The 12,038-nt window shown below is 75.9% G+C and carries 9 protein-coding genes; 7 read left to right on the top strand and 2 right to left on the bottom strand.

Annotated features, from left to right (window positions below):
* Positions 1-160 precede the first annotated feature (160 nt).
* Positions 161-742 carry a calcium-binding protein gene (locus K1J50_RS13565; RefSeq protein ID WP_369413599.1) on the top strand — a complete coding sequence of 194 codons (582 nt, stop codon included), beginning with the start codon at positions 161-163 and terminating at the stop codon, positions 740-742.
* A gap of 104 nt (positions 743-846) precedes the next feature.
* Here K1J50_RS13565 and K1J50_RS13560 read toward each other — a convergent pair whose 3' ends face one another.
* Positions 847-2,547 (bottom strand): tetratricopeptide repeat protein, encoded by a 1,701-nt coding sequence (locus K1J50_RS13560; protein ID WP_220118249.1) that lies wholly within the window; start codon positions 2,545-2,547, stop codon positions 847-849.
* Positions 2,548-2,729: 182 nt separating this feature from the next.
* Between K1J50_RS13560 and K1J50_RS13555 the strand changes: the two genes are divergently transcribed.
* The 3 genes from K1J50_RS13555 to K1J50_RS13545 all read left to right on the top strand — a co-directional run bounded on the left by K1J50_RS13555 (position 2,730) and on the right by K1J50_RS13545 (position 7,325).
* Entirely contained in the window at positions 2,730-5,285 is a 2,556-nt protein-coding gene (locus tag K1J50_RS13555; protein WP_220118248.1) for a penicillin acylase family protein, read from the top strand.
* A 125-nt stretch (positions 5,286-5,410) separates the two neighbouring features.
* A complete protein-coding gene (locus K1J50_RS13550) occupies positions 5,411-6,214 on the top strand; it encodes an arginyltransferase (protein ID WP_220118247.1) in 804 nt (267 codons plus the stop codon).
* A gap of 139 nt (positions 6,215-6,353) precedes the next feature.
* Positions 6,354-7,325, top strand: a complete 972-nt coding sequence (locus tag K1J50_RS13545) for a Bug family tripartite tricarboxylate transporter substrate binding protein (protein WP_369413598.1) — start codon at positions 6,354-6,356, stop codon at positions 7,323-7,325.
* A gap of 59 nt (positions 7,326-7,384) precedes the next feature.
* On the opposite strand, the gene K1J50_RS13540 is transcribed toward K1J50_RS13545, so the two are convergent.
* A complete protein-coding gene (locus K1J50_RS13540) occupies positions 7,385-8,896 on the bottom strand; it encodes an aldehyde dehydrogenase family protein (RefSeq protein ID WP_220118245.1) in 1,512 nt (503 codons plus the stop codon).
* A gap of 215 nt (positions 8,897-9,111) precedes the next feature.
* Here K1J50_RS13540 and K1J50_RS13535 point away from each other — a divergent pair, with 215 nt between their 5' ends.
* The 3 genes from K1J50_RS13535 to K1J50_RS13525 form a co-directional block, all read left to right on the top strand.
* Positions 9,112-10,320 carry a CaiB/BaiF CoA transferase family protein gene (locus tag K1J50_RS13535; RefSeq protein ID WP_220118244.1) on the top strand — a complete coding sequence of 403 codons (1,209 nt, stop codon included), beginning with the start codon at positions 9,112-9,114 and terminating at the stop codon, positions 10,318-10,320.
* Between the two features lie 110 nt (positions 10,321-10,430).
* Positions 10,431-11,225 carry an alpha/beta fold hydrolase gene (locus K1J50_RS13530; protein ID WP_369413597.1) on the top strand — a complete coding sequence of 265 codons (795 nt, stop codon included), beginning with the start codon at positions 10,431-10,433 and terminating at the stop codon, positions 11,223-11,225.
* A gap of 364 nt (positions 11,226-11,589) precedes the next feature.
* The coding region (locus K1J50_RS13525; protein ID WP_220118243.1) for a hypothetical protein at positions 11,590-12,038 on the top strand (449 nt) is incomplete at its 3' end.

Genomic DNA, 12,038 nt, shown 5'->3' with positions numbered 1-12,038 from the left:
TCGTTAGCGCGGCAGCCGCGCGCGGGACCGTCGCTTTCCGGTCCGGATGGTTCCGCGCCGGGCAGTCTCTGCCACACCGGGAACTCCCGGACGAGGATCGAAACGGATAAGCGGATTCTTCTCCAGGCTCAGCGACGCGTTCCAGCGGATCGGCGAGGCCGTGCGCTCGGAGGTCGGCGGCGGCCTCGGCGACGACCGGGAGACCGGGACGCCGGGCAACGACACGCTGTCCGGCGGCGCCGGCGACGACACGCTGAGCCCGACCGGGGCCGGCAACGATCTCGCCGTCGGCGGCGGCGGCAACGACATCCTGAACGCCGGGACCGGCACCGGCGTGCTGATCGGCGGCGCCGGCAACGACCTTTTCGCCATCGGGCCCGAGCCCACGGGCAACGGGCAGGCCGACGTGATCGTGGCCCTCGACTTCAACCCCGCGCTGGACCGGCTGCAAGTGGATCCTGCGGTGCTGGCCCGGATCACGGGGATCGAGGACCGCGTGCTCGACTTCGACGGCGTGATCGAGCTGATGCGCCGGGAAGGCGTGTTCTCGGCCGACGTCGCGCGGCGGGTGGCGGAGGCCGGCGAGGCGCCGCTCGCGGACCAGTTCGCCGCGCTGCTCGCCGCGGAGACCGCGAGCCCCGCGGGAATCGCGGTGGCGAACGGGGCCGTGGCGACGACGGCGGAGGGGGATCTTCTGTTCTTCGCCGGACTGACCGCGGCGGGGCTCGACCTCCTGATCTGAGGCCTGGCGCCGGCTGCCCTGCAGCGGACCGCGGACGGCGGGAAACCGCCCGGAAGACGAGAGGCCGGCGCCGTCGCCTCGCGCACGGCCGGGCGGAAACGGCCCTAGCCCAGCTCGCCGAACATGCGGTAGCGCTGGATGCGCAGGAGCTCGCGGTCGGGGCCGAGCGCCTCGCCGCGGCGGAAGGCGGCGACCGCCTCCCGGATGCGTTTCTGGCGCCGCAGCGCCTCGCTGAGATGCAGGTGCGCGTCGGCGTTGTTCTCGTCGAGCGTGAGGACGGTGCGGAGCGCCTGCTCCGCCGCGGGCCAGTCCTCCTCCTGCTCGAGCAGCCGCGCGAGCAGCATCCAGAGGGGGAGGCTTCCGGGAAGGCGCGCGACCGCCTCGCGCAGCGCGGCGATCGCCGCCTCGCGCCGGCCCAGCGCGAGCAGGCCGTGCGCCAGGGCGTGCGCGACACCGGGCTGGGCGTTGCCGAGCGCGATCGCGGCCTGCAGCGCCGCGACGGCCTCCGCCGGATCGGTCCGCAATGCGAGCAGGCCGAGCTGGGCCTGGCAGTGCTGCGAATCGGGCAGGGCCGCGACCGCCTCGCGCGCGGCCGCCAGCGCCTCCTCGTTGCGGCCGAGCGCGACCAGCGCGTGGACCAGGGCGTGGCGCACGGACTCCGTGGCATGGCCGAGCGCCATCGCGGCCTGCAGGACGGGCACCGCCTCGGCCGGGTGGCGCTCGGCGAGCAGCTGGCCGAGACGCGCCTGGCAGCGCCCGGACTCGGGCAGCGCCGCGGCCGCCGCCCGCGCCGCGGCGAGGGCCGCCGGCTTGTCCCCGCGGGCCGCCAGTGCATTCACGAGCGCGATGTGCGCCGCCTCGTCGCGCGGATTGCGCGCCAGCCTCTGGTGCAGGCGGGCGAGCGGGTCGGCCGCGGGGCCGACGGCGGCCGGAGGCGGCGCGGCGGGCGCCGGCGCGGCCAGGGGCGCGCGACCCGGGCCGGGACCGCCGGGCGGCGGCGCTCCCGGCTGGCCGGCGCGGCGCGCCTGTGGCGGCCCGGCGGCAGGCGGCAGCGCGCGGGCGAGCAGCGCCGCCATCCGCCCCAACCGGCCGGTGCGCTGCGCGTGCAGGCCGAGGGCGAGCCAGATCCTCGGGGAGCGGCGCCGCGCCGCGCGCAGCAGGCGCGCGGCCTCCTCCATCCGGCCCGCGAGCGCGAGGGCGAACAGGGCGGGGGCGTCGCCGCCCTCGCCCAGGATGCGGAGGCCGGCGTGGCCGGCATGGGGAAGGGGGGCGCGGACCACCCCCGGCAGGCCGGAGAGCAGCGCCGCGTGGCGCGCCTCCGTCGGCTCGAGCGGGTCGTAGGCGAGCAGCGTGGCGGGGGGCAGGTCGGTCGCCTGGACCCGGTGGCCGCGGTGGTCGGCGCGTCGGAAGTACAGGCGCGCACGGTCGTCGAAGGCCGCGTCGGCGGGGTCGAGCGAGGCCTGGGGCGAGAAGGCGATGGCGGCGGCGGCGCCCAGCGCGGCGCCGTACTTCAGCGCCGCATATCCGCCCATCGCGACGCCGAGGGTCAGCCGCCGCGGCTTCGCCGCCGCCCGCGCCACCGGCAGCAGCGCCGCCACCGCCGCGGCCGGATACCAGTGCATCCGCTCCGCGGTGACGGCGAGGAGGTCGAGCTCCGGCCTCCCCGCGATCGCGGGCGACGCCCACCCCTGCGTCGCGACCGGCGCGGTGTTCGCGGCGAAGGCGATGAGGGTGAAGTCCGATGGGCCGGGACGGTGGAACAGCCGCACCGCGGCCGATTCGTACAGCAGGATGGCGCCCGTCATGCCTGGGGCGCCGGCGGTCGTCGCGCGGGACGTTCTCACGCGAGGCTGGTTCCTGTCGGCTGGGAGGGGCGTGGCCGGGATGCCGCGCCGCCCTATCAGGCGCCGGCGCCGCTGTCCAACCCCGCGCGGGAGCGGCGCGGTCCGGGCTGGCCAGGCGGCCCGGTCCGGGCCATCTAGCCCCGATGCGACGACGAACCGCCGGCAGGCCGCCGCGGCGCGGTCCTCGACGGGCGCTGCTCGGCCTCGCCGGGCTGCTGGCGCTGCTCCCGCTCGGCGGCGCCGGGCTGGTCGGATGGGCCCTGCCGCCGGCGCAGGAGGTGGTCCGGCTCGGCCACGGCGCGGCCGGCGGCCTCGCCGCCCCGGTGAGCGTGGCCTTCAGCCGCGAGGGCGTGCCGCTGATCCGCGCGGAATCGGAGCGCGACGCCTGGGTCGCGATGGGCTGGCTGCACGCGCGCGACCGGCTGTTCCAGATGGACCTGATGCGGCGCACCGCCGCCGGGCGGCTGTCGGAGTGGGCGGGAGCGGTGACGCTGCGCTCGGACCGCTTCGTGCGGCTGCTCGGCCTGGCGCGGCGGGCGGAGGAGGACCTCGCCGCACTGCCGGCCGAGGTCCGCGACGTGCTGGAGGCCTACGCCGCCGGGGTGAACGCATGGATCGCCGCGCGCGGGCGCTTCGCGGCGCCGGAATACCTGCTGCTCGGCCCGCCGGAGCCGTGGCGTCCGAGCGACAGCCTGCTCTGGGGCAAGCTGATGGGACTCTACCTCTCGGGCAACTGGCGGGTCGAGGTGAACCGCGCGCGGCTGCTGGCCGCCGGCCTGCCGGCGGAGCGGCTGCGCGATCTCTGGCCGGAGGATGCGAGCGCCGGCCGGCCGGACCAGCCCGCGCCCGGCGCGGGGGAGGCCCGGGTCCCCGCCGCCGCGCCGCCCGCCGCCGCGGCGGCGCTCGATGGCGGGCACCTGGCGCGCCTCGCCGCGGCGCTGCCCGCATTCCCGGCCGACGCGCCGCTGCCGGCAAGCGCAAGCAACGTCTGGGCCGTGGCCGGCCCGCGCTCGGCCTCCGGCGGGGCGCTGCTCGCGAACGATCCGCATCTCGGCTTCGCCGCGCCGGTCCAGTGGTATCTGGTGCGGATCGCGCTGCCCGGCGGGCGCTTCCTTGCCGGCGCGACCAGCCCCGGCGTGCCGCTCGTCGTCATCGGCCGCAACGAGCGGCTGGCCTGGGGCTTCACCACCACCCACGCCGACACCCAGGACGTGTTCGTCGAGCGCCTCGTGCCCGGCCGGCCGGACGAATACGAGACGCCGGAAGGGCCGCGGCCCTTCCTGGTCCGCGAGGAGCGCATCGCCGTGCGCGGCGCGGCGCAGCCGGTGGTGATGCGGGTGCGCGAGACCCGCCACGGGCCGGTCCTTTCCGATCTCGACCCGCCGCAGGGCGGCGGGGCGGCGTCCGGGCGCGGCGACGGCACGGTGCTGGCGGTGGCGATGGCCGGTCTCGCGCCGGGCGACACCGCGGCGGCGGGGCTGCTCGCGCTCAACCGCGCGCGGGGGGTGGAGGAGGCGGGGCGGGCGGCGGCGCTGATCACGGCGCCGTCGCAGAACCTGGTGGTGGCCGACGCGGAGGGGCGGATCGCGCTCTACCTGACCGGCCGCATCCCGCGACGCCGCTCCGGCGACGGGACGCTGCCGGCGCCCGGATGGGACGGAACGGCCGACTGGGAGGGATTCGTCCCCTTCGCCGCGCTGCCGCATGTCGTGGACCCGCCGGGCGGGGTGCTGGTCAACGCCAACAACCGCGTCGCCCCCGCCGCGGCGGGGGCGGCCTTCCTCGGGCGCGACTGGTTCGGGGACTGGCGGTTCCGCCGGATCTTCGCCCTGCTCGCGCGGGCGGCGGCGACGGGGCGGCTCGACGCGGCGGAATTCGCGGCGATGCAGACCGATGCGGTGTCGCTGTTCGCGCGTGAGGACGCCCTGCCGGCGCTGCGGCGCCTGGTCGCCCGGCCGGACCTCGAGGGCGCCGCCGGCGCCGCCTACGCTCTGCTGCTGGGCGAGGGGGACGGCGGCTGGGAGGGGCGGATGGACCCGGACCGGCCGGAGCCGCTGATCTTCCACGCCTGGCTCAGCGCCCTCGGCCGTGCCGCCCTCGCCGCCGGCGGCGTGCCGGAGGGGGCCTGGGCGCCGACGGCCCCCGAATTCCTCCGCTTCCTGCTGCGCGCGGCGGCCGGGGCGGAAGCCGGCGATGCGCAGGCAGCCGCCGCCGCGGCGCCCTGGTGCGGGGCACAGGGATGCCGCGCCCTGGCGCGGCGGGCCCTCGAGGAGGCGGTCGCGGCGCTCGCGGCGCGCTACGGCCCCGATCCGGCGCGCTGGCGCTGGGGCGAGGCGCATGTGGCGCGGTTCGAACACCCCCTGCTGCGCTTCCTGCCGGGCCTCGGCCCGCTGGTCCGCCTCGCGGCGCCGACGCCGGGCGACGGCGAGACGGTCAACCGCGGCACGCTGCAGGGCGGCGCCGGCCCGGAGGCCTTCCTCCACGTCCAGGGCGCCGGGCTGCGGGTGGTGTTCGACCTGGCCGATCGCGAGACGCGGGCCATCGTCGCCACCGGGCAATCGGGCCATCCGCTCTCGCGCCACTGGGGCGACCTGCTGGAGCGCTGGCGGAGCGGGGCGCTGCTGCGGCTCGCCGCGCCCGCGGCCGATGCAGGGGCGGAGGGCGGCGGCGCCGCGGCGCGGATCACGCTGACGCCCTAGGGGGGCAGGGGGCGGCGCCGCGGCGCCCGGTCTCACCGCCGCGTGGCATGCGCGGCTTCCGGTGAACCCGGAGGCGGATCGGCGGTTGATTTGCGGCGCCCGCGCACCGAGACTGATCCACCACGATGCATCACCGACCGACCCGCCGACCGCAATTCTTCTACACCACCGCGCCGCTGCCCTGCCCCTACCTGCCCGGGCGGACGGAGCGGAAGATCGTGACCGAACTCTCCGGGCCGGAGGGGGAGGCGCTGCACGACCGGCTCTCGCGCGCCGGCTTCCGGCGCAGCCACAACATCGCCTATTCGCCGGTCTGCCCGGGCTGCGCGGCCTGCATCCCGATCCGCATCGTCGCCGCGGCGTTCGCGCCGGACCGCGGCCAGCGCCGCGTCCAGCGCGCCAATGCCGACCTGGTGGGCTTCGAGATGCCGGCGCGCGCCACCGCCGAGCAGTTCGCCCTGTTCCAGCGCTACCAGAAGGCGCGCCACGGCGACGGCGACATGGCGGCGATGGGCTTCTACGACTATCGCGCCATGGTCGAGGACACGCCGATCACCACCGGCGTGGTGGAGTTCCGCGACGCGCGCGACCGGCTGGTGGGCGCCTGCCTGACCGACTGGCTGAGCGACGGACTTTCCGCCGTGTACAGCTTCTACGACCCGGCGGAGGGGCGGCGCTCGCTCGGCACCTATGCGATCCTGTGGCTGGTGGCGCGGGCGCGGGCGCTCCGGCTGCCCTATGTCTATCTCGGCTACTGGGTGCCGCAGAGCCGCAAGATGTCCTACAAGTCGCGCTTCCGGCCGAGCGAGGTGCTGATGGGCGGGATCTGGCGCGTGCTGCCCGAGTCCCTCGCCTCCGCCGCCCGTGCGGAGGATGCGGCGCCGGACGGCGCGGCGGCGGCGGTTCTCACGCTGCAGACGACCGGCTAGAGGGGCGCCGGGGCGGCGGCGGGGCCGGCGCGTGCGGGGCCCTGCCTGCCGCGCGGCCGCGGTTGCGGCCGAGGCCGAGGAGAGGGGGCACCCGGAGATGCGGGACAGGAAGGCAGGAAGCGCGCCGCCGGAGCCGGCGGTGCCGGTGCGGCGCCGGGCGGCGCTGATCGCGGCGGGCGGCGCCCTCGCGGGCGCGTCGGCGCGGGCGCAGGCGGCGTGGAGGCCGGCGCGGCCGGTGACCATCGTCGTGCCGTTCGGCGCGGGCTCGGGCACGGACGCCATCAGCCGCATCCTCGCCCAGCAGCTCGAGCCGGAATGGGGCCAGTCGGTCGTGGTGGAGAACCGGGCCGGCGCGAACGGCGCGCTCGCCGCCGCCCAGGTCGCGCGCGCCGCGCCCGACGGGCTGACGCTGATGATGACGACGAACACGCCGCACGCGGCCAATCCGGCGCTGATGAAGCGGCTGGACTACGATCCGGTGGCCGACTTCACGCCGATCGCGCGCGCCGGCAACTACACCTTCTGGCTGGTGGTCGGCGAGCGGTCCCCCGTGCGCTCGCTGCGCGATCTGCTGGAGCTGGCGCGGGCGCGGCCCGGCCACGTGACCTACGCCTCCGGCAATTCCACGGGCATCGTCGCCGGCGCGACCATCGCGCAGATGGCGGGCGTCGAGATGACGCACGTCCCCTACCGCAGCACGCCGCCGGCGATGACGGACGTGATCGCGGGACGCGTCGCCTGCATGGTGGTGGACGTCTCCGCCTCGCTCGGCCATGTGCAGGCGGGCCGGCTGCGGGCGCTCGGCGTCACCAGCCGCGAGCGCAGCGCGCTCGTGCCGGAGGTGCCGACGCTGCACGAGGCCGGCCTGCCGGGCTTCGACGTGGTGGCCTGGGCCGGGCTGGTGGGGCCGGCGCGCCTGCCGCCGGAGGTCGTGGCGAGCGTCAATGCCGTCTTCCGCCGCGTGTGGGAGCGGCCGGAGACGGTGCGGCGCCTCGCCGGCATCGGCTTCGAGGCCCGGACCTCGACGCCGGAGGAGTTCGGCGCCTTCATCCGCGACGAGATCGCGCACTGGGGGCGGATGGTGCGCGCCGCCGGCATCGAGCCGGAGTGAGGGCGGGCGAGGCGCGGCCCACGCCGGCGCGGGCGGATCGGGCCGCCCGCGCGGGCCGGTCAGTCCATGTTCACCATGATCGTCTTCTTGTGCGTGAAGTGCTCGAGCATCGCCTCGAGCGAGGCCTCCTTGCCGAGGCCGGACTGCTTCACCCCGCCGTAGGACAGGTTCGCCTGCACCACCAGGTTCTGGTTGATCTGCACCAGCCCGGCCTCCAGCCGGTGCGCGAGGCGGAGGCCGACCTTGAGGTTGTTGGTCCAGACCGAGGCGGCGAGGCCGTAGTCGGAATCGTTGGCCTCGGCGAGCACCTGCTCCGCGTCGTCGAAGGGGAAGATCGCGGTGACGGGGCCGAAGATCTCCTCGCGCACCAGGCGGCTGTCCTTCGGCAGGCCGGTGAAGATGACGGGCTGCAGGAACAGGCCCTTCTTCAGCGCCGGATCCTCCGGCAGGCGGCTGCAGACCAGCGCCTGCGCGCCCGGCGTGCGCCGGCCCTCCTCGATGTAGCTCCGCACCTTCTCGAACTGCGCCGGCGAGATGATGGTGCCGATGTCGGTCCGCTCGTCGAGCGGGTCGCCCATCACCATCCGGTCCACCGCCTCCTTCATGGCGGCGACGAAGCGGTCGAAGATCGGGCGCTCGACGTAGATGCGCGAGGCGGCGGTGCAGGACTGGCCCTGGCGGGTGAAGCGCATGGAGGTGAGGGCACCCTGGACCGTCTTCTCGAAGTCGCAGTCGGAGAAGACGATCATCGGCGACTTGCCGCCGAGCTCGAGCGTCACCGGGATCAGCTTCTCCGCCGCGGTCTTGTAGACGATCTTCCCGGTCTCGACCGAGCCGGTGAAGGTGACCTTCCTCACCTTCGGATGGGCGACGAGCGGCGCGCCGCACTCCGGGCCGAAGCCGGACACCATGTTGAACACGCCGGGCGGCAGGACGCGGTTCAGCAGCTCGCAGATGCGCAGCACCGCGAGCGGCGCTTCCTCCGCCGACTTCACGACCACGCTGTTGCCGGCGACGAGGGCGGGCGCGACCTTCAGCGCCATCAGCAGCATCGGCACGTTCCAGGGGATGATCGCGCCGACCACGCCGAGCGGCTCGCGCACCGTCACGGAGAGGACGTTGGGGGCGAAGGGGACGCTCTCGCCCTTCAGCTCGGAGCCGAGGCCGCCGTAGAATTCGAAGATGTCGGCGACAACGTTGGCCTCGACGCGCGATTCGGTGCGCAGCGCCTTGCCGGTCTCGAGCGCGATCAGGCGCGCGAGCTCCTCGACATGAGCCTTGAGCACCTGGGCGCACTGGTGGACGAGGGCGCCGCGCCTGCGGGCGGCAACCATCGCCCATTCCTTCTGCGCCGCGGCGGCGTTCTCGACCGCGGCGTCCACGTCGGCGGCGTCGCCCTCGGCGGCGCGCGCGACCTCCTCGCCGGTGGCGGGGTTCACCACCGGGAAGGTCCGGCCGGAGCGGGCGGGCACGTAGCGGCCGCCGATGAAATGCAGGCCGGAGAGGGCCCTGGCGAGGGCGAAGGGGTCGGTGGTCGGGGCCTCGGGCGTGGGGTGCGGGCGATCGAGCATGGGTGTCCTCCCGGATCGGGGCGGAGCGGCTCCGCCGGGGCGGCGCCCGCCCGCGGCCGGAGGTCGGTCCGGAACAGCGGCGGACCATGCGCCGGGGCGCCGGCCGCGGCAAGCGGGGATCGGGGGCGGGTTCCGCCCGTCCCCGCGCGGTCCTATAGGACGGCGGCCGGCCCCGGTCGGCATCGCCGGATGACGTGGTGGGAGCGAGAGACGAGATGAGCAAGGCGCCGAGCGGCCCGCTGAAGGGCCTGCGCGTGCTGGACCTGACGCGCGTGCTGGCGGGCCCGACCTGCACCCAGATCCTGGGCGACCTCGGCGCCGAGGTGATCAAGATCGAGCGCCCCGAGAGCGGCGACGACACCCGCGGCTTCGCCCCCCCGTTCTGGCCGAACACGAAGGAGAGCGCCTACTTCCTCGGCGCCAACCGCAACAAGCTCTCAGTCACGCTCGACATCGCGCGGCCCGAGGGGCAGGCGATCGTCCACCGGCTGCTCGAGAGCTGCGACATCCTGGTCGAGAACTTCAAGGTCGGCGCGCTGGCGAAGTACGGGCTGGGGTGGGAGCAGCTGCGGGACCGCTATCCGCGCCTGATCTACTGCTCGATCACCGGCTTCGGGCAGACCGGGCCGTACGCGCCGCGCCCGGGCTACGACGCGCTGATCCAGGCGATGGGCGGCGTGATGTCGCTGACCGGGGAGCCGGACGGCCCGCCGCAGAAGGTCGGCATCCCGGTCGCCGACCTGTTCGCGGGGCTCTACGGCTGCATCGGCATCCTCGCCGCGCTCAACCACCGGCGCGAGACGGGGCAGGGGCAGCACATCGACATCGGCATGCTGGACACGCATGTCGCCTGGCTGGCGAACCAGGGGATGAACTACCTCGCCACCGGCGAGAACCCGCCGCGGCTCGGCAACCAGCACCCGAACATCGCGCCCTACCAGGAATTCCCGACCAAGGACGGCTACATCATCCTCGCGATCGGCAACGATCCGACCTTCGAGCGCTTCTGCAAGGCCTTCGGGCTCGAGCACCTGCTGGCCGATCCGCGCTTCGCCACCAACCCGAAGCGCGTCGAGAACCGCCAGCTCGTCACCGACACGCTGACGCCGGTGATGCGGACGAAGACCACGAGGGAGTGGGTGGAGGCGCTGGAGGCGCTGAAGATCGGCTGCGGCCCGATCAACACGCTGAAGGACGTGTTCGCCGACCCGCACGTGCAGGCGCGCGGCTGCGTCGTCGAGATGCCGCACGCGAGCGGCGAGACGGTGCGGGTGATCGCCAACCCGGTGCGGCTCTCGGCGACGCCGCCCGACTACCGGATCGCGCCGCCGCTGCTCGGCGAGCACACGGAGGCGGTGCTGCGCGGCATGCTCGGCCTGAGCGAGGCCGAGATCGCGGCGCTGCGGGAGAAGAAGGTGCTGTGAGCGAGGCGCGGGCGCCCGCCGGGATGCGCCGCCAGGCGCTGCGCTAGCTCGCGCCGTCGGGCTTCCACACCCTCGCCTGGACCGAATGGGGGCCGCCCGACGGCGCGCCCGTGCTCTGCGTGCACGGCCTGACGCGCAGCGGGCGCGACTTCGACGCCCTGGCGCGGGCGCTGGCGCAGGCGGGGCGGCGCGTGCTCTGCCCCAACCTGCCCGGGCGCGGGGCGAGCGACTGGCTGCCCGAGCCGAGCCTCTACGCGCTGCCGACCTATGTCGGCGCGCTCGCGCATCTGCTGGCGCGGCTCGAGGGGCCGGTGGACTGGGTCGGCACCTCGCTCGGAGGGCTGTGCGGCCTCGTGGTGGCGGCCATGCCCGGCCATCCGGTCCGGCGCCTGGTGCTGAACGACATCGGGCCGTTCGTGCCGAAGGCCGCGCTCGCGCGCATCCGCGACTATGTCGGTGCGGAGGTCGCGTTTCCGGATCTCGCCGCGCTGGAGGCGCATCTGCGCGCCGTGCACGCCCCCTTCGGGCCGCTCGGCGACGCGGAGTGGCGGCACCTGGCCGAGACCTCGGCCCGTCCGGCGGAGGGCGGCGGGGTGCGGCTGCACTACGACCCCGCCATCGCCGCGCCGCTGCGGGCGGCGGAACCCGCGGACCTCGACCTCTGGGCCCTGTGGGAGCGGATCGCCGTGCCGGTCCTGGTGCTGCGGGGCGCGCGGAGCGACCTGCTCCTGCCGGAGACGGCGGCGCGGATGGCGGCGCGGCCGGGCGTGCGGCTGGAGGAGATCGCGGAGGCCGGCCACGCGCCGGCGCTGATGGAGGCGCGGCAGATCGGGCTGGTGGGGGAGTTTCTCGAGGCCGGCGACGGCGCGGGGCCGGAGCCGATCAGACCGCAATCGCGGCGGTGATCCGCCCGGCCGGCCGGACGATGGGCCGCGGCGGGCGATCGGGCCTCGTTCGCCGACAGTGCGCACGAGGTCGGGGCGGGACGGCAGCGAGGAGCGGCCTTGGCCTCCACCTGCGCGAGGCCGGCGGCCGGCGCGTCCTGCCCGCGGAAAAGGAGATTGTCGCCGCCGTCCGCGACCGGCCCCAGGCTCTGGACTCAATCGCGCCCGGTAGGTGATGGCGGCGGCGAGGCAGGCGGGGGCGAGGAAGTTGCGGGCGGTCCTGTCGTATCGGGTGGCGATGCCGCGGGAATCCTCGATGCGGCAGAAGGTTCGCGCGATGGCGTTGCGGGGCCTGTAGCGTTCGGCGTCGCGCGGGAAGGCAACCTTGCGCGACGAGGTGCCGGGGATGGCCGCGGCGGCGCCGGCGGTTGGCGTCGCAGCCCTTGTCGGCGACGAGTTCGCGGGGCGGGGCGACAGCCGAGACCGGCGTGGCGGCGGCGGTGACGGCGGCGCCGTTGCCGCCGGTCGGCAGGATCGCGTGCGGGCGGCCTTGCTCGTCGCAGAGCGCGTGGCCCCTGGCGGGGCGCCCACCGCGCGAGCGGCCGATCGCCTGGTGGCAGGCATCGCCTTCCCCCCTTTCGCGCCGGCCGCCGAGCGGTGCGCCTTCACGGCGGCACTGCCGATCGGCGCGCCCCGCGGCGGGTCGGCGCAGGCGACGAGGGCGGCGAGGATGCGCTGCCAGAGCCCGCGTTGGCTCCAGCGGTTCCAACGGTTGAAGACGGTGGCGTATGGCCCCTATTCCGGCGGCAGGGCACGCCAGCGGCAGCCTTCGCG

Origin of the sequence: Caldovatus aquaticus (assembly GCF_019458025.1) — a bacterium.
Classification (GTDB): Bacteria; Pseudomonadota; Alphaproteobacteria; order Acetobacterales; family Acetobacteraceae; genus Caldovatus; species Caldovatus aquaticus.
This window is presented reverse-complemented; position numbering and strand designations above follow the sequence as displayed.